The organism is Thermogemmatispora aurantia, from assembly GCF_008974285.1.
GTDB lineage: Bacteria > Chloroflexota > Ktedonobacteria > Ktedonobacterales > Ktedonobacteraceae > Thermogemmatispora > Thermogemmatispora aurantia.
Window position 1 is genome coordinate 1 of the sequence record NZ_BKZV01000002.1, and the last position, 20568, is coordinate 20568.

Annotated in this window: 15 protein-coding genes; 11 read left to right on the forward strand and 4 right to left on the reverse strand. The window is 63.2% G+C overall.

Going from position 1 to position 20568, the window contains the following annotated elements; translation table 11 throughout:
- Nucleotides 1–954: cellulose binding domain-containing protein (locus tag KTAU_RS06885; protein WP_174844059.1), on the reverse strand; the 954-nt coding region annotated here is incomplete at its 3' end.
- A gap of 467 nt (nucleotides 955–1421) precedes the next feature.
- Here KTAU_RS06885 and KTAU_RS06890 point away from each other — a divergent pair.
- Nucleotides 1422–2129, forward strand: coding sequence for an HD domain-containing protein (locus tag KTAU_RS06890; protein WP_151727691.1), 708 nt, complete (start codon nucleotides 1422–1424; stop codon nucleotides 2127–2129).
- A gap of 72 nt (nucleotides 2130–2201) precedes the next feature.
- On the opposite strand, the gene KTAU_RS06895 is transcribed toward KTAU_RS06890, so the two are convergent.
- Nucleotides 2202–2426: a tautomerase family protein gene (locus KTAU_RS06895; protein WP_151727692.1), complete on the reverse strand. Its 225-nt coding sequence runs from the start codon at nucleotides 2424–2426 to the stop codon at nucleotides 2202–2204.
- Between the two features lie 289 nt (nucleotides 2427–2715).
- Between KTAU_RS06895 and KTAU_RS06900 the strand changes: the two genes are divergently transcribed.
- The gene (locus KTAU_RS06900; RefSeq protein ID WP_151727693.1) at nucleotides 2716–2916 is read left to right on the forward strand and encodes a tautomerase family protein; all 201 of its coding nucleotides are present in this window, start codon (nucleotides 2716–2718) and stop codon (nucleotides 2914–2916) included.
- A 64-nt stretch (nucleotides 2917–2980) separates the two neighbouring features.
- On the opposite strand, the gene KTAU_RS06905 is transcribed toward KTAU_RS06900, so the two are convergent.
- Nucleotides 2981–4888 (reverse strand): AfsR/SARP family transcriptional regulator, encoded by a 1908-nt coding sequence (locus KTAU_RS06905; RefSeq protein ID WP_170293126.1) that lies wholly within the window; start codon nucleotides 4886–4888, stop codon nucleotides 2981–2983.
- An 847-nt stretch (nucleotides 4889–5735) separates the two neighbouring features.
- Here KTAU_RS06905 and KTAU_RS06910 point away from each other — a divergent pair.
- From KTAU_RS06910 to KTAU_RS06950, 9 genes are all read left to right on the forward strand, one after another.
- The gene (locus tag KTAU_RS06910; RefSeq protein ID WP_151727695.1) at nucleotides 5736–6257 is read left to right on the forward strand and encodes a response regulator; all 522 of its coding nucleotides are present in this window, start codon (nucleotides 5736–5738) and stop codon (nucleotides 6255–6257) included.
- Nucleotides 6258–6345: 88 nt separating this feature from the next.
- Complete coding sequence (locus KTAU_RS06915) at nucleotides 6346–6627, forward strand: response regulator transcription factor (RefSeq protein WP_151727696.1); 282 nt, start codon at nucleotides 6346–6348, stop codon at nucleotides 6625–6627.
- Between the two features lie 389 nt (nucleotides 6628–7016).
- Nucleotides 7017–10334, forward strand: coding sequence for a hypothetical protein (locus tag KTAU_RS06920; RefSeq protein WP_151727697.1), 3318 nt, complete (start codon nucleotides 7017–7019; stop codon nucleotides 10332–10334).
- A gap of 67 nt (nucleotides 10335–10401) precedes the next feature.
- Nucleotides 10402–14232, forward strand: coding sequence for a helicase (locus tag KTAU_RS06925; RefSeq protein ID WP_151727698.1), 3831 nt, complete (start codon nucleotides 10402–10404; stop codon nucleotides 14230–14232).
- A gap of 213 nt (nucleotides 14233–14445) precedes the next feature.
- On the forward strand, nucleotides 14446–15327 hold the full coding sequence (locus KTAU_RS06930; protein WP_151727699.1) for a class I SAM-dependent methyltransferase: 882 nt from the start codon (nucleotides 14446–14448) through the stop codon (nucleotides 15325–15327).
- Between the two features lie 105 nt (nucleotides 15328–15432).
- Nucleotides 15433–16332 (forward strand): class I SAM-dependent methyltransferase, encoded by a 900-nt coding sequence (locus KTAU_RS06935; protein ID WP_151727700.1) that lies wholly within the window; start codon nucleotides 15433–15435, stop codon nucleotides 16330–16332.
- Between the two features lie 47 nt (nucleotides 16333–16379).
- Nucleotides 16380–17258: a class I SAM-dependent methyltransferase gene (locus tag KTAU_RS06940; RefSeq protein ID WP_151727701.1), complete on the forward strand. Its 879-nt coding sequence runs from the start codon at nucleotides 16380–16382 to the stop codon at nucleotides 17256–17258.
- A gap of 52 nt (nucleotides 17259–17310) precedes the next feature.
- Entirely contained in the window at nucleotides 17311–18207 is an 897-nt protein-coding gene (locus tag KTAU_RS06945; RefSeq protein WP_170293127.1) for a class I SAM-dependent methyltransferase, read from the forward strand.
- Nucleotides 18208–18306: 99 nt separating this feature from the next.
- Complete coding sequence (locus KTAU_RS06950) at nucleotides 18307–19185, forward strand: class I SAM-dependent methyltransferase (protein WP_151727703.1); 879 nt, start codon at nucleotides 18307–18309, stop codon at nucleotides 19183–19185.
- A gap of 201 nt (nucleotides 19186–19386) precedes the next feature.
- Here the strand turns inward: KTAU_RS06950 and KTAU_RS06955 are convergent, their stop codons facing one another.
- Nucleotides 19387–20271 carry a TIGR03560 family F420-dependent LLM class oxidoreductase gene (locus tag KTAU_RS06955; protein ID WP_151727704.1) on the reverse strand — a complete coding sequence of 295 codons (885 nt, stop codon included), beginning with the start codon at nucleotides 20269–20271 and terminating at the stop codon, nucleotides 19387–19389.
- Nucleotides 20272–20568 lie beyond the last annotated feature (297 nt).

Genomic DNA, 20568 nt, shown 5'->3' on the forward strand with positions numbered 1-20568 from the left:
CTCGTAGATGGCCAGCCCGTTGTTGGAGACGCTCAGCTCTCCGTTGGAGGCCAGGGCCGCACAATCGCGATCCGGCAGATCGTAGATCACGAAGGTGATCACGATCGGCTGGCTGCTGGCAGCGGCCTGCTGCTCGGCGGCATCCAGATAGCCCGACAGGTTGGTCGGGTAGCCGGTCCCGCCGGTCACCGCCGCAATGCTATCCAGCCAGACGGCGGTCGAGTAGTTGGCCACCTCGGCTTCCTTCTGCCCCAGCGTCCCCCCAACACTGGCCGCGCCCGCCTTGACCTCTGCCGCCCAGTAGGGGTTGATGAAACCCTGCGCCCCCTCATAGGGATTCTGCACGTGCACCCCTGGGGTGGGCGTGCTCGTCGGCGTGGCGGTGGCTGTTGGGGTCGGCGTGCTGCCCGGGGTGGGCGTGGGGGAGGGAGTCGCGGTCGGGGTCGCCGTCGGTGTGCTGCCTGGAGTGGGCGAGGGGGTCGGCGTCGGCGTCGGCGTGCCACTGCCGCTGCTGCTACCGCAGGCGTTGCCGTTGACGGCGAAGTTCGTCGGCGTCGGGTTGCTGCTCGTCCAGGTGCCGTTGAAGCCCAGGCTGACCGAGCTGTTGACCGCCACGGTGCCATTCCAGCTGGCGTTGGTGACGGTCACGTTCTGCCCCGACTGGCTGAAGGTGCCGTTCCAGCCCTGAGTGACGGCCTGACCGCTGGCTGGGAAGGTGAAGGTGAGGGTCCAGCCATTCCAGCTGCTGCTGCCGGTGTTCTGCAGGACCAGGTTGACGCTGAAGCCCCCTGGCCACTGGCTGACGACGCTGTAGCTGACCTGGCAGTAGCTGGCGGCCTGCACCCGCGCCTGACCGCCAAAGAAGCCCGTCAGCAGCAGGACGGGCAGCGCCAGGATCGCCAGCAGTTGCTTGCGTCCCCACAAGCTCTGTCGTCGAATGGTGTGCGGTGTCATGCTCTGTCGTGCTTCCTTTCCTTGCACGAGTCTCGCTGCTGCCGCTCCTCGTCCTGCAGAACCCGACTAGCAGGTTCTGCAGGCTGGGGGAGGGAGCGGAAGCTTCCTTGCATTCCTGCTTGTGGTGAAATCGGTACCGAAAACGCTTACGTAAGCGTTTTCAAATAGAATATAGTCGGGGGTTGGGGTCTTTGTCAAGGCCCCTGTGAAATTTTTCAGGGGAAGCGCGGCGGAGCCTCTTGAGAAGCGCTATGCCACGGCCCCGGGAGGAGGGCGAGGCAGGAGGGGCCAGCGATGGTGTAGAATGGATCTGCTTGCGCCACAGGGGACATGAGGGGGCGAGCTGAGCCGGGCCAGGGTGGACGAGAGGTGAGCGGACCGTCTTGCTGGGGCGCGCCTGAGAGATGGCCAGGCGGCCTGCGTAGCGAGCCTGGCAGACAACAGAGAAAGGATGATGCAGCGAGAAGATGGCTTTTACTTTCGATAGAGATGCCGTGCTAGCCCAGGTCTACCGCGAGGTAGAGGGGCGTTTCGCGAGTGTGGGAAGGGCAGACCTGGCCCACGGCTGGGACCATATAGAGCGGGTTTATCGGCTGGCGCTGGCGATCGCGCAGCGCGAGGGAGCTGATCAGTTTGTGGTGGGCATGGCAGCGCTGCTGCACGATCTGGGGCGGGTAGCTACGGAGGACGAGGGAGAGGAAAGGCTGTCTACAGCTCAGGAGCGGCACCACGCCGATTTGTCGCACGATCTGGCTGCTGAAGTGCTGGCCGCTCACGGGGTGCCTGCTGAGGAGCGGGAGGCGATTCTGCATGCGGTGCTGGCCCATAGCTTCAGTCGCGGAATTGAGCCGCAGACGCTGGAGGCGCGGGTGGTGCGCGATGCGGATCGCCTGGATGGTCTGGGAGCGATTGGGGTGATGCGTTGGGCGATCACGGGGGCGCTGCGGGCAGTGGCAGAGACACGCCCATATCATCCGACTGATCCGTTTGCTGAGCAGCACGTGCCCGACGACCGGCGTTATCTGCTGGATCATTTCTATACGAAGCTGCTGCGGATAGGGGAGATGATGGGGACGGCCACGGGGCGAGCGCTGGCTCAGGAGCGCCTGGCTTTTATGCGGCGCTATCTTGAGGAGTTCCGGCGTGAGTTGCGGCTGGAGGGTCTGCCAGGCTAGTGGAGTGAGACAGGTCTGGCTGGTCAGGACGGACCTCAGCCAGGGAAGGGAGGGACGGGAAGCGCCTGACTATCAGGCGGTGCTTCCAGCATTGTGTTCGTCGCTCTCGCCGAGGGGCGGCAGCTCATGCAGGCCCTCCAGGCCCTCGGGCGAGGTGTCGAGGAAGAAGAGGCGCAGGCGCCCGGGCGGGGTGCCAAGGACCTCGTGAAAGATGCGAGTGGCTTCGCGGGCAAAGGCGCGCTTCTGGGCTGCGGTGAGCGGCCTGTCGGCGGCACGCAGTACTTCGAGCATGGGCATCGGTGTCCTGGCTCCTTTCTGTCTGGTCTGGCGCACTGGCTGCTGGGGTAGGTCAGCGACCAGGTGGTAGCTCTATTGTATGCCGCCGCTCATGGCTCTGGCAAGCCAGGGATGGCCAGAGACACTAAGGAGGGAGCCAGCCCGGCTACGACGTCTGGCCGACTGTGGATCAGGGAGCCGGCTCTGTGGTAGGCTAAGAGAAGATGGGCGTCGACGAAAGTGACGAGAAGGAAGGGAGCTGGATGCTATACCTCTGCGTGTATGGGTGAAGCGCAGAAAGGAGTAGGCAATGCTTGTTCTCAAAGTGACCATCATGGAAGGCCGTAGTGAGGAGCAGAAGGAGCGCTTGATTCGTCTGCTATCGGAAGCAGCAGGACGCGAATTGGGGTATCCGGTGGAAGAGGTGCGTGTGATTATCTACGAGGTGCCTAAGCGAAATTGGGGCATTGGCGGGCGCTCGGCGGCCAGTCGCGAGGAAGGGGGAGGCTGAGGCGTCACGACTGCCTCCCCGCTCTCCCTCCTTCATCGTTCCTCTCCTCCTCTCTCCTCGGCCTCTACATCTCCAGCACCAGCTCCCCCAGCTCCCTCACTCGCTTCTCCCCCGGCCAGCGCTCTAGCGCCCTCCTCCAGTTGCTCACCAGCTCCTGCCTCCTCTTGCCGCTCTCCAGCCTCCTCGCCCCTTCCGCTCCCTCTACCGTGTAGCTCACGTACTCCTCTAGCTCCCCCCTCCCTATCGCCGCTTCCCCCCTCCTGTTCACGATCTCTAACCGAATCCGCTCCGGCACCGCTATCCGCCCCCGCCAGCCCTCGATCTGCGCCAGCGCTCGCTCCGCCTCCAGCGCATGCTCCCTCTCCTCCCCGTGCCGGCTCAGCTCGATATGTACCAAACTCTCTCTTACAATCAGCTTCCACGGCCCTTCATCTGCTTGCAGGTAAACTGGAAGCTGGTCCCCACCCAGCCTAGAAATATCCCCCCACTCTCTAGCCTGGCTCAAGTACCCCACAGCTTCCTCAGCCCTTCCCTGCTTGGCATAGGCTAACGCCAGACCTGTATATACAGCCCAATGTAGTACCGGGGGAACATGGCCAAGCAGCCTGTTAGCTTCTTCTAGCACCCGCTGCATCTGCAACGGCGCTCCCAGATGATAGTAATCCAGACCCAGGCAGGTCAGGGCCTTGACCAGTAAGGCCGGCACACCAGACACTCTGCTAAGTGCTACTCCTTCCTGGTCATAGCTCAGGTCTTGCTGAAACTGGAGACGATGATAGGCAATAAAACCAAGGAGTAAATGCCCCTGCGCCGCCAGGTTCGCCGCTTCCTGCTGCACCCCCGATGGCTCATACGCCCACCTCCTCAGCAGCGGCAGATAGCTCCCCACCGTCCGCTCGACCGCCTCTAACTCCCCCTCATTGAGCAGATGCCAGCAGGCTGTGATGCTCCCCGCCACTACCGGCAGCACCTCCTCTCTCAGCCTCCCCTCCTTCATCCCCTCCCACTCCCAGCCCCAGCCTCCTCCTACGCTCCCCAGTCCCAACAGCACCTGCGGCATCCCCGCCAGCAGCAACAGCGCTTGCCTCCTCGGCAGCCGCTGCCCCTGCGCAGCCCTCGTCTCTGCCTCGTGCTCCCTGCGCTCGCTCATCTTCAGCTCCTCCTGGATCTCTCTCTCCAGTTCCTGCAGGCTCCCTCGCCGCTCCCTCCCCCACACCAGCGGCCAGACCAGCACTCTCACCCCACACTCCCCCTCCTCCTGCCCCCTACCCAACGGCAGCAGCCTCCCCTGCAGCTCAGGCTCCCCCTGCGGAACCTCCTTCCTGCATCTCTCCTCTCGCCGCTCCTCCGCGCTCGCTCCCTTACTTCCCTCCCAGTATACCACAGCCTCCCCCTGCACCACCACCAAGGTCCTTCCCTCGCCCTGCTCCCTCAGCCTTCTCACCTGCTCCTTCCCCTCTGCCGTCAGCGGCACCCCCTCCTGCTCCAATCTCTTCAGCCCCGCCTCTAATACTCTCTCCGCCCTCTCCCTCTCTCCCTGTCTCATCCACCAGCCATACACCTCTAACAGCGCCTCCTCCTTATACGGCTCCTCCTCATACAACTGCCGATACTGCTCCCCCGCCTCGCTCTCCATCCCCACCCTCTCATAGAGCCTGCCCAGGGCCAGCCCTGCTCTCCAGCGCTCACCCGCCACCCACTCCCGATACGCCACCGCCCACAGCGCCCCCTGCCCCTCCAACAGCCGACCCCGCCGAAACAGCCTCTCCGCCTCCTGCAAGCACGGCAAGGCCTCCAGGCTCTCCAGTCCCCTCCCCCTCGCCTCCCTCACCAGCCTCAGAGCCTCATCCACATCCGTCCAGATCCAGCCCTGATCGGCCAACTGATACCCCTGGCCACACGTCTGCAACAACTCCCTTCGCCCCAACAGCTTCCGCACCTGCCCGGCCCCCGTCAACGGATAGCGCTCCATCGCCTCACTCGGCTCCTCCCTTGGCCACAAATCCGCCAGCAACTGCTGCCGCTCCACCCTTCGCCCATGCGCGCACAGCAAGCGCTGCAACAGCGGGCGTGCATAAAAATACGTTCGCCACACACTCCCCGGCAGCGCCCGCCACGCCCCATCGGCCCCCCTCAGCTCCACCACAAACGGCCCCAACATCCACACTCGCACCAGCGGCAAGGAGTCACCCATCTTCACAAGCAGCTCTTTTCCGGCCATAGTCATCTCACCGCCTTCTCAGTCCCAGCCGACGCCCCAGCCCACGGTTAGCGGCAGGCAACCCAGCGCGCCCCAGGGCCAGATCGCGGCAAGCATCACGCGCCACATCGCGCGACACCTTCGCCGTAGAGTCCATAACGTGCCAGGTTCAACACCGTGCGCTTTGATTATAGCAGATACATCTGCACATCGAAAAGTAGTTTCCGTCATCAGTCGTCTAAATTACACAAGAGCAAAAGAGAAGCGAGCGGGCGGCTTTAGTCGGACAAGAAGGAACATCATCGTCTGCTATCGACGTCAGGAGTGCCACCTCTACTTTTGCTGCAAGCTCGTCCTGCTATAGCAATAAGCAGCGGTCAGGCGCTCGCCCGCAGGAGGCCCGCAGGCTCCTCGCCTCTCCCCGGGTGATTAGCTGCCTGGCGGGCGCCATCCGTACCTGACAGACCGAACGACCGAGCGCCTGACTGACCCGGACCCCAGGGGGTAGGCCGCGCCCCATAGCGAGCGGGCTGCCGGTCAAGCGGGCAATCGGGCGGTCACGCGATCAGCGCGACAGGGGACCCGCTAGCAGAGAAACAGCCTGGAAAGGAGCATTGCCATGTCAGGAACAGTAGACATTATTGATGACTCAGCCGTCTGTCGTCTCATCATTGCCCTGGCCCTGCGGCGAGCTGGCTTTCAAGTACGCTGCCACAGCGACAGCCTGGCCGCCATTCAAGCCATCGCGCGCGCCGAAGAGCCGCCGGCCCTCCTCCTCATCGACCTCATGCTTCCCAAGCTTGACGGCTACGAACTGACCCTTCTCATCCGCAAGCAGCCGCGGCTCTCGACCATCCCCATCGTCCTCATGAGCGCGCGCCACGGCCTGCGCGAGCGCCTGCGTGCGCGGCTAGTGGGAGCCAGCGCCTTCCTGGCCAAGCCCTTCGACGTTGGGCACCTGGTCGCCCTCGTGCGCCGCCTCACCACCGCCAGCGCCCCGCCGGGCGGCTCCGCAGCGCCCCCCATGCCCTCACCAGCGCCGCTGGTTTCGCCTCTCCTGCACGCTCCTTTCACCGTTGGCAGTCAGACCCTACCCACCCCTGTGCCCATGCCCGACGGCGGTCACCGGCCATACAGCTAGCGGGCAGAGAAGCCTCAAGCCGAACGCGACCCGTCAGGTCGCATTAGTGCAGAGGCCAGAAAGAAGAAGAGGAGGACATAGCCAGAACATGGGCCAGCGCCGAGGCTATCATCGCCAATGGGGGCCGCGCGAGCCAGGGCCGCCGCGGCCCCGCGAATGGGAGGTCCTGCTCCTGCTACGCCAGGGACTGGAAGACGAAGAGATCGCCAGACGCCTGGGGATCACCGCCAGCACCGTGCGCGGTCACATCTACCGGCTGCGCGATCGACTTGGGGCCAACACACGCGCCGAGCTGCTGCGACGTATTCCCTGGGAGCAATGTCCGCCCGGGCTACAGCCTCCCGAGGCCGGGGACCAGGGCCACCTCTAGCCAGAGATGATAGACGCGCACAGAGGGGCGGGCGATGTCGCGCCCACCCCGCCCGTTGTGCGTCGCGGCCCTCTCGCCCTCACCGCCTCATCTACCCGCGCGCCAGGGCCTGCCTCTCCATATGCAGACACCTCCCTCGCAGTAACCGCTTCTTCTGTCACCTCAAAGAAGAATCCTGGGGCAGCATCCGAGCCGGCACGGTGGGCACCTTCCACCGCAGTGATTCACCTGTCCGGCATTCTGCCCTACAAAAAAGAGATACAGCCAGCGTTTCACTAGAAAAAGGGCAGACCCCAGCGCAGCGCTGTGCCGCCCAAGGCGCCCGGCGCCATTGCCCTCTGACCCGTACAGACAACCAGGAGCCGCACAGTGGAGGATGACCACCACCCATGAGCACACTCAGAGAACGACAGCACCAGCTAGCCTCTGTCAACTACAGCCAGCTCCTCGCGACCATCGGCAAGCAGTTACAGCGGCTACAGCAAGAAAAGCGCCTGGTTGGCACTGAGGGCGCGATCCTGCAGCTTGGAAAGCATCGGCTCAGCTTCAACATTGACCACATCGCCCAGGCAGTAGCCAGCCAGGTGAAAGAGCTGGCCCATCCCTTCGAGAACAGCTACGGCACCAGCTACGCCAGCGTCTACTTTGCCGAAGACAAGGCCCGCAGCAAGTTCAGCAGCGATCTGGAGCAATACATCCTGCAGCCACTGCGCCAGGCCTTTAACGACCTCTGCCGCCTGCACAGGCAGACCCCCGAGCAGTGCGCCAGCAGCCTCTTTCAAGCCCTCAGCCGCTTTAGCATCAAGCGCTTCGAGAAGTTCGATCCGCGGAAACCGCTGGAGACCATCAACAACCTTCGCTATCCCCTGGGGCAGCCGTCCCTGGTACGGCGGCGTCGCCTGCACTTTCAGAAGCAGCCCGGCACCAAGGAGCGGACCAGGCTGAAAGGGCACAAACTGACCATCGATGTACAGCGGATCGACGCCCTCAGAGAGAACATCATCGCGGGCATCCAGGCCCACCTTGAAACCTACCGCGAGAACAAGCAAGCCGAAGAAGATGAACTGAAAGAGGCCGCGGCCATCCTTCGCCAGACCGAGGGACCGGTCGCCGACCAGATTAACACCCTGTGCGAGACCATCACCAATGAGGTCCTGGCCCGCATCCAGCGCACCGCGCGCCTTCACTACCTGGCCTACATCAGAGAGAGCCTCATCAGCGACCCCAAGGCCAGCCAGGAAGAACTCCAGGCCGCGCGTCTGCTCCAGACCCTGATCGAGCGCCTGCGCCAGCTTGAAAGCTACCTCCAGCGCCACCCCGACAGCCACTACCTCGTCTCCTACGGAGCATTACCAACCCAGCAGCGCCTTAACCTGCGCGACCTCTTCTCACGGGCCGACGCCTTCGATCCCCTGCCCATCTTCGGCGAAGTCGCCGGTCAGCTCGGCGAAATCATCTACGAGCAGCAGGGCCTCAAACGCTTCATCCACGGCTTGCGCCTCAAACTCAACGGCAAAGTACACGTCCACGGCGGTGAGGGAGAGCCATCCTTTTCCTTCCACCTGGCCCTTCTGCAACCAGGCAACCCCGCCTTTGCAAGGCGCCGCCAGGAAGCCGAAAGCAACGGCACCCTTGAAGCCTTCTACACGCGCATCATCCGCGTAGCCGTCCTCTACTTCTTCGCCTTCAAGCGCTGGGAAGACCCGACCTACCAGCCCGAGCACGACTTTGAACAAGAGCTATTACCCATCCTGCGGGCCGGCAGCCAGGAAGAGAAAGAGGCCGCCCTGCAGCGGCTGGCCGCCGAACTGGAGCCGCCGGAGGCCCAGGACCAGGGGTCCAACAAGAGCACCTTGGCCCTCCTGCAGCAACTGCGCACCGTCCTGATCGCCTCCCTCACCAAGCCCTCCCACCAGGCCCGCACCTACCGGACCGACCTGGTCGTCTCCCTGAGCACCGGCGTGCTGGCCAGAGATCCCGAAAAGATCTTTTGCCACCATCACTTTTTCAGCCCAGAACTCTCCTTCCAGGAAGAGCGGCGACGCGAGCTACTCAAGTACATCACTATCGAAGGGGCCAGCCTCAGCAGCAATGTGCTCTGCAAACTCGATGTCAGCCTGCAGATCGAACCGCTCTACTTCCTCAAAGGGGAGGAGGCCAGCGAGGAGACCATCGGCAGCTACCAGATGAGCCACGACCTTGGCCAACTGCAGGCTCTCCCCGTCATCCTGGTCCCCGCCGTGGCGGATAAGCAGGAAACAGTCCTCATGAGGGGACTCATCCGGCGACGCTTTGGCGACCTGCGCCATATCGCGCTTGGCTACGGCTACCACTACAAAGGGCAAGCCGTGCACTCAGAGGCGGCCTTCGTCTACCGCTTCACCTACCTCCTGCTCGCCTACCTCTTCATCAAACTGGTCGTCGACAGCGCCACTGCCATTGAGCCAGACCAGCGCTTCATCCCCCTGATCTGCATCCACGTCGAGAAAGAAGAGGCCGGCCAGGAGCACTACAACGACGAAAGCGTCCTGCACGGCATCACCAAGGTCCTGGAGCACCTGCTAGGGGCCGACTACCTGACCAGCTCGCAAGGCCTGCATAGGAAGACCCTGGAGGCCAGCGACCAGACCAGCTACCACATGCTCAGAAGCGCCCTGTGTTCGCTCTACGCGGCCCTGCCGCACCGCTTCAAGCCGCAAGCGGCGAGCGCGACCACCGCCTCCAACGCCGACCCGGCCCAACAGGGGCGCCTGGACAAAGTGGCCATCCTGGTCGTCTCCAGCCGCAAATGTGACTACAACACGCAGGCGCGCGATGACTACCTGGCCACCATCTACGGCGAAGTGCTGGGCCTGGAGCGGCAGGGAAACGACCTCGTACTGCGCCGGCTCAGGACCTTTGCCGACAATCACCCCTCCGAGAGCATGCACACGCGGCCCGACATCATCATCGAACAGGCCCGCTACTGCGCCCAACAGGGCTACCGTCACCTGCTCTACGTGGCCCACGCCCCCTACAGCCGTACCCTGGGCCTCACCAAAGGCGGCGCCCGTGAGCTGTTCTTCATGAGCCAGGACATCATCCAGGCCATGCGCGAAGTCGGCGCCGACTTTCGCGTCTACCCCATCTTCTGCGACCTCTACTACGTCCTCGACCTTGAGCGCAGCTCAGCCAAGCAAGATCAAGAGTCGCTCTACATCGACGAACTGCGCGAGCTGGCCGACGTCGTCAACGATCCCAGCAAGCGCACCGTCATGTTCCTCAACCTCTACACCGGCTACTCCATTCCCGCCGGCGCCCCCGAGGCGCAGGAGCGAGTCTACAACGGCGTCATGGCCTACTCCACGGTCACCCACGTCTACGACCAGGACCCCACCTACGAGCAGTACATCTGGTCCGACCTGCTGGCCCCCGACCAGCCAGGCACTACCAAGCACAGCCTGATCGAAGCCATTACCCTCTTGCACTTCATGCGCTTCGAAAGGCCGTCCAACCCGATGATGAAGCTCGACCCCTACAAGCGCATCATCGGCGACCGCAGCATCGGCGCCCAGGCCATCATTCCCCACATGAAAGGCCAGTGCCGCTTTAACATGCTGGCCTTTCTGACGCACGTCCGCTCAGTCCTGCGCTCGCGCGAGCTGGAACAGGCCCGCCACACCAAGCGCCAACAGCCAGCAGCCGACCAGAACCCGCCTGCCCATTGAGGAGCCATCGCGACAAGGACGCCGAGCCGGGCAAAGCAGAAAGGCAGAAAGGAGGAGCACAAGCAGCATGTCAGTCTCAGAACAAGCCGCTACCCAGGGCGCTGAGGGCCTTGAGCCAGCGAGCAGCGACCAGCACTTCGCCGAAGACATGGGCCGGCTCTTCGAAATCGGCTTCGCCAGCGGCCTGCTCGCCGCCCTCAGCCAACAGGGCTGCCTCCAGCAACCGACCTACGAATACTACCGCCAGGAGCTGGCCCAGCTTCACTTTGAGCCGCTCTACAGCCGGCTCAGCAAGCGTAGCCACGTCGTCAGCACCTGGGACCGCGAGCAGCTCCGCTACTGGGCGCTCTTCATCCTGCTGCGCGGCTACCTGGGCGGACTGACCTTCTGCCAGGAATTCCTGGAAGCCCTGGCGGCCCTCCGCAGCGCACCGCCAGACATCCTCTACCTGCAATGCCGCTTTCACGGTCCCAACAGCCTGGGCACCTACGATAAAAAAGAAAGCCTGGCCTTCGCCGAACTGCTAGAACAGCTGCGCCGGCGTGGCTACACACTCCCCCCCAGCGAGCAGATCTACAAAGGCTACTGTGGGCGCGGCCACTTTCCCCAGGCCGACCTCCTGCTCCTCCTGCGACAGGGCCGACACTGGCGCCTGCTCAGCATCGACCTGTCGGTCTTCACCGTCCGCAGTCTTGGCGACGCCCGCAGCCTCACCTCAGCCGACGAGATCGGCGAATTGCTGCTACGCGAGCTGGGCTACATGCGCACCCGCAGCGTTTTCTCTAACCTGAGCATCGACACCGATGCCACCCTGCTCAGCGGCCAGGGACTGCTAGCCAGCGGCCTCAAACACTACTTCCAGGCCTTCAGCCGCCGCGACAAAGAGAGCTACAAACTCATCCAGGCGGCCAGCTATGCCCATAGCTTCTATGAGTTCCTGTCTTCCTACCAGATTCTCCCCCCCGAGGAAAGCCTCACCTTTCACATCATCGGCTACACCGACCGCGGCAGCAACAGCATGACCCTGCGCCGCGATCAGCTCGCCGTCCTGGCAGCCTGCGCCGAGATCTACCGCGAGCACGACAAGCGCCAGGAGATCGAGGCCAGCCGCGAGCAACTGCTGACCGTCATCAGCAACTACGTCCGGCGCGCCTTCCAGGACGGCGGGCGCTTCATTCGGCAGCTCCTGGAGCAGCCCAGGCGGGACGACGGCCTGCACTGGATCTGTCATGAGGAATGGCTCACCGACTTCGTGGCCATGAATGCCCCCCTCAGCGCCGAGCAGGTGACTCCCGAATTACAGGCCCTCTTCCCCGACACGCCCTGCGTCGGGCGCAACCTGCGCGACCTCCACGCCGACCTTGTCCTGCGCGAACTGGCCCAACCGACCCCTTACCTCTTCCTGACCGGCACGCCCGGCATCGGCAAAACCACCGCCATCGTCAACTTTCTCAAAGCGCGCGCCAGGCAGGGCGAAGGCTTCCTCTTCATCTACGTCAGCCCCCGCAAGCAGGTCAACATCGACATCATCCACAAGTTCCAGCAGGACCACCCAGAGCACCCGCGTTGCGAAACGCTGCTGGCCCTGACGACCAACTCCGCCTACATTCAGGCCAACGGCGGCAAACATACCGTGCACTACTACTCGTTCCAGCGCCACGAGCGTTTCTCAGTGGGCGGCGTCGACTTCCTGCCCGCCGAAGGCCCCGAAGCCCAGCAGCAGCGCCCGCGCGAGCGCCGACTAGAGGAAGTCGAAGAGGGCCTACTCATCGACCGCGGCCAGAGCATCAGCGGCGTCCTTGACAGCCTCTGCTCAGCCATCGACGTCGCCCTGACAGAACAACTCTCCCCGACCATCGTCGCCACCGTGGCCGTCCAATCGCTCCGGCGCACCAGCCACGAGCAGGCGACCACCCTGAAGCACCTCAAGCGCATGTTTCAGAGCCTGCTCAAGCAGGGGAGCCTGCAACAAGCCGCCCTGGAGCACCTCAGCCAGCGGATCAAATACATCTTCTTCATGATTGACGAAGTCACAGGCGACGAAAGCGGCGCGGCCTTCGTTGAGGGCGTACACAGCCTGCTCAGTCAGTACCAGCTCTTCCACCAGACGACCATCCACTGCAAGGTCATTGTGGCCGACGCCTCGATCGTCGACCCCCAGCTCATTCAGCGCCACCTGGAAGACAGCGCCTACGAGCCGGACAAAATCTATTTCCGGCGCGCCACACAGCCACCGCAACCCCTCAGCCGCAGCGAATTCTCCTTCAAGCGGCAGCGGGCCGTCGGCATCAACGCCAACGGCTACCCGGCCAGCGCCCTGCGCCTGCGCTACCGCGTTGGCCTGGAGATCCAGCCCTACGAAGACAAGACCGCCCTGCGAGCCAGCAGCCAGCAGTTGAAAAGCAGCCTGCAGCAGCGCCTGCTAGAGGACCTGCTCACTATCCTCCAGCAGCCCGAGGCTCCGCAGGTCCTGATCTACATCCAGGACAAGCAGCGCCTGGCCGAGCTGATCGCTGAGCTTCAGCGCCGCCTGGGGCGCTTCCAGCTCTACGAAGACTACCTGGCCATCCACGCCAACACCTCCGAGGAAGAGAAACAGAAAGTCAAAGACTATCAGAACCGGGTGCGTGCCATCTTCATGACCGCCTCAGCCAGTCGCGGCCTCTCCTTTGAGCGCGCTCGCGAGATCCTGGTTGACGTGCCGCGCTTCGCCATTGAGCAGAACCTGATGGAGATTCTCCAGGTCATCTACCGCGGGCGCGGCGGCGATTTCGATCACACCGAGAAAAGCATTACCTTCTATCTCTCTGACCGCTTCTTCTACGAGCGGAGCGAAGAGCGGGCCTCGGCCCTGCGCGAAAGCCTGCTGGCCCTGTTCAATATCCTGCTGATCCTCAAAACGGCTCTCCTCACGCGCATCAAGGGCGAGGGCCAGATTGGTTATCAGCGCTTCCTGATGATTCCCATAGGCGGCAAGGCCGTGCTCTCCGCCGGCGAGAGCCTGACCTCACGCCTGGGACGCCTGGTCGACCAACTCGATGATCTACGCTATCAGCATCCAGAGAATCCGGCCTTTCGCGAAGTGGCTACCTACCTGATCAACGTCCTCAGCCAAGTCCACATCGAGCTGACGCCCCCCCGAACGAGTCTGCGCCACCGCGCGCCGCAGAGAGGAGCCTCCTCGCGAGCTAAGAGCAAGGGCCAGCCACGCCCCTATCTGACTGTCCTGGATCAGTTGGCGCAGGAGTTTGAGCAGGCCGTCATGCAGGGCTTCGACCATCTGCTGACGCTGCCTCCCCTGGAGCGGGCCTACATCGCAGGTAGCTTGCTGATTGTACCGTTAGGTGAGCGGCGCCTGCGGGAAGAATACTGGATCAGCCTGCTCAAGCTCCTGGAAACCGACCGGCACGGGGAGGAACTACTCAAGCGTATGGAGGCGCTCCGGCGTCATCCGCACTGCAACGACGAGATTCGCCTGCTGCTCAAGGACGGTATCGCTCTGATCAAGGAGCTGCGCCACATCGCTCGCGAGAACACCATCATTCCTCACTTCAGCCAGGAAACGCAGCACGCCGACCAGCACTATGCCGTTCCATTACACACGCTGCTGGTCAGCGAAGTCTTTCACAGCCACTTTCAGAGCGGGGCCGAGGAGGAAAGCAAGCCGACAGCCAGCTTTCGTCGGCTGCTCGAAAGCTACCTGCGCGCCCTCTATCCCATCGATAGCACTCTTCCCCTAGGCCGCCATTACGAGCATTTTCCCTTTGTGATCTTCCGCAGCTACAACCTGCCCGAGGCGCGGCGCAAGATCTTCCTGGATCACTACCTGTTCATGTCCCACGAACTCAATATCATCAATATGCTGCTGGCCAGGAGTGATCAGGAGGAGCAACCCTAAACGAAGAAAGAAAGAAACACGCTTGCCAAGTGTGACACAGGCTGGTATGCTTTTTGCAGGAAAGGGCAAGTTAGGCAACACCTTCCCCCGCGGGCCGATGACGACTGCAGCGGACGCCGCAGGCACGGAAGGATGAGCATGCCCTGGCTTGCTCTCTTCTCTCCCAAGCACCACCACATGAGTTGAACAGAAGAAGAGGAGATCTGCTAGCATATGTCTGCTGCTGAAGAACCTGCGACCCCCAGCCAGCCCGCCAGCGAGGGGGGGACCTATTTCATCGATGCCGAAGAGGCGGCAGAGCTAGCCCGCCTGATGCAACAGGATCGCCTGGTCACCGAAGCAATGGGGGGCCTCCTGCCCGAAGTGGAGACGCTACCAGCCAGCGCCCAGGTGCTTGACCTGGCCTGCGGCCCCGGCGGCTGGGCCTTGGAGCTGGCCTTTCACTATCCCGAGGCCGAGATCATCGGCGTCGATCTCAGCCCGAGCGTCGTCGAATACGCCAATGCGCAGGCCCGCTCGCGCGGCCTCAGTAACGCCCACTTCGCTGTGATGAACATCACCCAGCCCCTCGCTTTCTCTGACGCCTCCTTCGACCTGATCAACGCCCGCTTCCTGGCTGGCTTCATGCGACCCCAGGACTGGCCACGCCTGCTGACCGAGTGCCGTCGCCTCCTCAGGCCCGGCGGCCTCCTCCGCCTCACCGAAAGCGAGTGGGGCCTGACCACCAGCCCGGCCACCCAACGCTACTATGCGCTCTGCTCCGCGGCCCTTAAGCGGGCCGGACAAAGCTTCTCCCCCGACGGGCACCTCTTGGGAATCACCCCCGTCCTGGCCCCCCTGCTGCGCCAGGCCGGCTTCCACGACGTGCGCCTGCGTGGCGGCGTGCTGGAGTGGTCCAGCGGGACCCCCTACCACTACAGCACCTTCAAAAATATATTTGTCATGTTCGATCTACTGAAGCCGTTCCTCGTGAAGACGGGCGTGGCTCAGGCCCAGGAAGTGGACACGCTCTATCAGCAGGCGGTGGCAGAAATGCAGGCCGACAACTTCTTTGCGGTCTGGTTTTGGGTGACCGCCTGGGGACGTCAGCCATGAAGAATCAGGCCGAGCGCCTGTCATCAGCCCCAATCAACAGGTGCTTCTTCTTGCCTGTCTGACAGCAAGACAAGAGCGGAAAGGAATAGAGGGAGAAACCAAACCATGACCGACACACGAGAAAACGAGGGGCTTGCGCAAGCCGGAGCGTCTCAGACCGATCTCACCTATCCTATTGATACCGAGCAGGTTGACGAATTAGCTCGCCTGATCCAGCAAGACCGTCTTGTGAACGAAGCGATGGGCGGCCTCTTCCCCGAAGGCCAGACCCTGCCCGAGGGCGGGCGCCTGCTTGACCTGGCCTGCGGTCCTGGCGGCTGGGCCTGCGAAGTCGCCTTTCAGCATCCTTCCGTCGAAGTGATCGGCGTCGACATCAGCCCCAGCACCGTCGAGTACGCCAACACTTACGCCCGCTCGCGCGGCCTCTCCAACGTCCAATTCCAGGTGATGAACGTCATGGAGCCGCTGGCCTTCCCCGACGCCTCCTTCGACCTCATCAACGGGCGCGCGCTCTTCAGCTTCATGCAGCCCCAGGACTGGCGGCACCTGCTGGCTGAATGTCGCCGTCTCCTCAAACCCGGTGGCATCATCCGCCTCACCGAAAGCGAGTTCCCTCTAACGAGCAGCCCGGCCACCGAGCGCTATTTCGCCCTGATGGCCGCCGCCCTCAAACGGGCCGGTCAGAGCTTCTCACCCGACGGGCGTCACGTTGGCATCACCCCCGTCCTGCCGCGTCTGCTGCGCCAGGCCGGCTTCCAGGATGTCCGCCTGCGCGCCGGCGCCGTCGAGTGGTCCAGCCATACCCCCATGCACTACGCCTTTTTTAAAGATCTCTTCGTCCTCTTCCAACTGATCCAGCCCTTCCTGCTCAAGACCGGCGTCATCAGTCGCGAGGAGCTGGAGCCGCTCTATCAACAGACCATCGCCGAGATGCAAGCTGACGACTTCTACGCCATTGCCACCGGTCTCACCGTCTGGGGCCAGCAGCCCCACGCCAGCGCTTAAAGAAGCTCAGCCAGCAAGTCAGGAGAAAGGAAAGGAGCACCAGGCCCATGACAGCGTTTGAGCCAGAGCCTCACCCCCAGCCCCAGGCCAGCGCTTACCCCATCGACGCAGGCCAGGCCGAAGAGCTGGCCCGCCTCTTGCAACAGGACCGCCTCATCACCGAAGCGATGGGCGGCCTCTTCCCCGAAGGCCAGACCCTCCCCGAAGGCGGGCGCCTGCTTGATCTGGCCTGTGGACCCGGCGGCTGGGCCTGCTCAGTCGCCTTTCAGTACCCTCACATCGAAGTCATCGGCGTCGACATCAACCCCAGCACCGTCGAATACGCCAGCACCCAGGCCCAGGCCCGTGGCCTCCCGAACATCTCCTTTGAGATCATGGATATCACCCAGCCCCTGGCCTTTCCAGACGCCTTCTTCGACCTCATCAACGGACGCTCGCTCTTCAGCTTCATGCGGCCCCAGGACTGGCGGCACCTGCTAGCCGAATGTCGTCGTCTCCTCAAACCCGGTGGCATCATCCGCCTCACCGAAACCGAATTCGGCCTGACCAGCAGTCCGGCCACCGAGCGCTATTTCGCCCTGATCGCCGCCGCCCTCAAACGGGCCGGTCAGAGCTTCTCGCCCGACGGGCGCCACGTCGGCATCACCCCCGTCCTGCCGCGTCTGCTGCGCCAGGCCGGTTTCCAGGACGTCCACCTGCGCGCCGGCGCCGTCGAGTGGTCCAGTGAGGCCCCCATGCACTACGCCTTTTTTAAAGATCTCTTCGTCCTCTTCCAACTGATCCAGCCCTTCCTGCTCAAGACCGGCGTCATCAGTCGCGAGGAGCTGGAGCCGCTCTATCAGCAGGCCATCGCCGAGGCCCAGGCTGATGACTTCTGCGCCATCTGGACCTGGCTCACCGTCTGGGGACATAAAGCGGACAGTTAGCCCAGTACTGCAGATCTACAGCTCAGTTGGAGAGAAGAAAGGAGAACCAGCTATGACTCATTCCGAGCCGGAGCCTCAAGCCCAGTCCTCCCAGTTTCCACAGGGCAGCACCTACCCCCTTGACTCCGAGCAAGTCGAGGAATTGGCTCGCCTCGTCCAACAAGATCGCCTGGTCACCGAGGCGATGGGCGGTCTCTTCCCCGAAGGCCAGACCCTTCCCGAGGGCGGGCATCTGCTTGACCTGGCCTGCGGCCCCGGCGGTTGGACCTGCGAAGTCGCCTTCCAGCATCCTTCTGCCGAAGTCATCGGCGTCGACATCAGCCCCAGCATCGTCGAATACGCCAACACCTCTGCCCGCTCTCGCGGCCTCCCCAACGTCCAGTTCCTGGTCATGGACATCCGACAACCGCTGGCCTTCCCCGACGCCTCCTTCGATCTCATCAATGGGCGCTTCCTCTCCAGCTTCATGCCGCCCGACGCCTGGCCCCGCCTGCTGGCCGAATGCCGCCGCCTCCTCAAGCCCGGCGGCGTCCTCCGCCTCACCGAAACCGAATGCGGCCTGACAACGAGCGCCGCGGCAGAGCGCTGCTTTGCCCTGGCCGCAGCCGCCTTCAAACGAGCCGGCCTGAGCTTCTCGCCCGACGGGCGCCACATCGGCATCACCCCCGTCCTGCCCCGCCTGCTGCGCCAGGCCGGTTTCCAGGACGTCCGCCTGCGGGCCAGTGCTGCCGAGTGGTCCAGCGACGCCCCCATGCACTACGTCTTCTTCAAAGACATGCTCGTGGCTTTCCAACTAGGCAAACCCTTCGCCATCAGAACAGGAGTCGCCAGTGCCGAGGAAGTAGACCAGCTCTATCAGCAGGCCATCGCCGAGATGCAAGCCGACGATTTCTGCGCCGTCTGGACCTGGCTCACCGTCTGGGGGCAGAAGCCTAACGCTAGCGCTTAAGCATGCTGGCAGCTTGTCCGGTAGCCAGCCACGGCTGTCCCGAGTCCCCCTGGTAGCGAAGACGTCCCATCACATCAGTCTAGAAAGGAGCACCAGCGCATGACCCACTCTGAAGCAGAGCCTCAGCCCCAGGCCAGCACCTACCCCGTTGATCCCGAGCAAGTCGAGGAGTTGGCTCGTCTCGTGCAGCAAGACCGCCTGCTCACCGAGGCGATGGGCGGCCTCTTCCCCGAAGGCCAGACCCTTCCCGAGGGCGGGCGCCTGCTCGATCTGGCCTGCGGCCCCGGCGGTTGGACCTGCGAAGTCGCCTTCCAGTTCCCTCACGTCGAAGTCATCGGCGTCGACATCAACCCCAGCATTGTCGAGTACGCTACCACCTCTGCTCGCTCCCGCGGCCTCTCCAACGTCCAGTTCCTGGTCATGGACGTCCGCCAACCGCTGGCCTTCCCCGACGCCTCCTTCGACCTGATCAACGCGCGACTGCTCTTCAGCTTCATGTCGCCCGACGCCTGGCCCCGCCTGCTGGCCGAGTGCCGCCGCCTCCTCAAGCCCGGGGGCGTCATCCGCCTCACTGAAAGCGAGTGGGGATTAACCACCAGCCCGGCCGTTGAGCGCTATTTCTCCCTGATGGCCGCCGCTCTCAAACGGGCCGGTCAGAGCTTCTCGCCCGACGGGCGCCACATCGGCATCACCCCCGTCTTGCCGCGCCTGCTGCGCCGCGCCGGCTTCAGCGACGTACGCCTGCGCGGCAACGCCGTCGACTGGTCCAGCGATGCCCCACTGCACTATGCTTCCTTCAAAGATATGTTTGTCGGCTTCGAACTGATCAAGCCGTTCCTCCTCAAGACCGGCGTCATCAGCCGCGAGGAGCTTGACCAGCTCTATCAGCAAGCCATCGCCGAGGCCCAGGCCGACGACTTCTGCGCCGTCTGGACCTGGCTCACCGTCTGGGGGCAGAAGCCTAACGCTAGCGCTTAAGCATGCTGCCAGCGCTGTTCACAACTAGCCGGGCCAGAGCGCGGGTCAGGGCCCAGCCAGACCCAGCCCCAGCCAGGAACAGCACCGCGAACAGAAGGGGAAGGAGTCCCCAGCAGGCATACCATGAATGAGCCGCGGCGGCCTCCTTCTCCCCTGCCTTCCCCCTGACCTTGAACCAGCCCTCCTGCACCAGCTTCCTGCCTAGAACTCAGCCACTGCCGGAATAATCTCCTTCGCAAAGACTTCCAGCGGCCTCAACTCGTACAGATCCGGCAGATTGACAATGGCATGAGTGAACCCCATCGCAGCCAGATCCTTCAAACGCGCGCGCACGCTCGCCGCCGTATCGCCGCCCGAAAGATGGACGGTCGACAGAGACGTCTTCTCGACCGTAGCATAGTCGCGGCCCACGCTCTCGCAATGCCCCTTAAGCGCATCGAGAGTCTGCTGCATCCTCTCCCGACCGAAGCGCTCACTAATATTACAGGCATCGGCATACTGAGCCACCAGACGCATCGTCTTCTTGGGACCCGAACCGCCGACCATCACGCGCGGATGCGGCTGAGAAAGCGGGCGAGGATTATTTGTAACGGCGGGCGCCACAACATGCTTCCCCTCAAAGGCGGTCTGATCGCTCGCCCACAGCGCCTTCGCCAGCTTCAGCGTCTCCTCCAGCAACTCAAAACGCTCCGCCAGCGCGGGGAAGGGCACACCAAAGCCGCGGGCCTCCTGCTCGTACCAGGCCGCCCCGATGCCGAAATAGGCCCGTCCACCAGAGAGAATATCAAGCGTATTAACCGTCTTGAGCAAAATCGAGGGATAGCGATAAATTACCCCCGTGACCAACACCCCAAGATAGGCCCGCTCGGTCAGCCCGGCTAAATAACCGAGCGTGGTATAGCACTCCATCATGGGATCGGTATACGTTTCACCGAACAAACCCTGAATCTGGTAGAAATGATCCATGACCCAGAAGCTATAGAAACCCGCCTCCTCCGCCCTCGTCACCACCTCCTTCAACAGAGGTCGGATCGCAGCCGTCCCACCAGGACACTTGAACGAAGGAATCTGCAGTCCAACGTACATAAAAAACCTCCTCAGAGCTACTCTCTTTAGCAAGAGAACAGTCCACGATGCAGCGCAGGCAGCCTCGCCTCACCGGCCAAGAAAGCCACCACTGTACTCAAGCAAGCCATCCTGGCCGCCGCCGGCCTCTCACTATACACCCGTCCAGGCCACAGGTGCCAGGCCAATCGTGGCCATTTGTTGGCGGATTCTCCAGCGTTTCCCGCAACGTCAGCAGAGGAGCTCCCGGCGACAAAGCCCTATCCTCCAGCCAGAGCGAGCATGCACCCGGGCATAGCCATCCAGCCAGAAAGAACC

What these genes read in the sequence shown, in the direction of transcription:
- KTAU_RS06895 (WP_151727692.1), bottom strand. Translation starts at nt 2,426, where the DNA reads ATGCCCATGCTCGAAGTACTGCGTGCCGCCGACAGGCCGCTCACCGCA.
- KTAU_RS06905 (WP_170293126.1), bottom strand. Translation starts at nt 4,888, where the DNA reads ATGGAGCGCTATCCGTTGACGGGGGCCGGGCAGGTGCGGAAGCTGTTG.
- KTAU_RS06945 (WP_170293127.1), top strand. Translation starts at nt 17,311, where the DNA reads ATGACTCATTCCGAGCCGGAGCCTCAAGCCCAGTCCTCCCAGTTTCCA.
- KTAU_RS06940 (WP_151727701.1), top strand. Translation starts at nt 16,380, where the DNA reads ATGACAGCGTTTGAGCCAGAGCCTCACCCCCAGCCCCAGGCCAGCGCT.
- KTAU_RS06920 (WP_151727697.1), top strand. Translation starts at nt 7,017, where the DNA reads ATGAGCACACTCAGAGAACGACAGCACCAGCTAGCCTCTGTCAACTAC.
- KTAU_RS06900 (WP_151727693.1), top strand. Translation starts at nt 2,716, where the DNA reads ATGCTTGTTCTCAAAGTGACCATCATGGAAGGCCGTAGTGAGGAGCAG.
- KTAU_RS06935 (WP_151727700.1), top strand. Translation starts at nt 15,433, where the DNA reads ATGACCGACACACGAGAAAACGAGGGGCTTGCGCAAGCCGGAGCGTCT.
- KTAU_RS06955 (WP_151727704.1), bottom strand. Translation starts at nt 20,271, where the DNA reads ATGTACGTTGGACTGCAGATTCCTTCGTTCAAGTGTCCTGGTGGGACG.
- KTAU_RS06930 (WP_151727699.1), top strand. Translation starts at nt 14,446, where the DNA reads ATGTCTGCTGCTGAAGAACCTGCGACCCCCAGCCAGCCCGCCAGCGAG.
- KTAU_RS06950 (WP_151727703.1), top strand. Translation starts at nt 18,307, where the DNA reads ATGACCCACTCTGAAGCAGAGCCTCAGCCCCAGGCCAGCACCTACCCC.
- KTAU_RS06910 (WP_151727695.1), top strand. Translation starts at nt 5,736, where the DNA reads ATGTCAGGAACAGTAGACATTATTGATGACTCAGCCGTCTGTCGTCTC.
- KTAU_RS06915 (WP_151727696.1), top strand. Translation starts at nt 6,346, where the DNA reads ATGGGCCAGCGCCGAGGCTATCATCGCCAATGGGGGCCGCGCGAGCCA.
- KTAU_RS06890 (WP_151727691.1), top strand. Translation starts at nt 1,422, where the DNA reads ATGGCTTTTACTTTCGATAGAGATGCCGTGCTAGCCCAGGTCTACCGC.
- KTAU_RS06925 (WP_151727698.1), top strand. Translation starts at nt 10,402, where the DNA reads ATGTCAGTCTCAGAACAAGCCGCTACCCAGGGCGCTGAGGGCCTTGAG.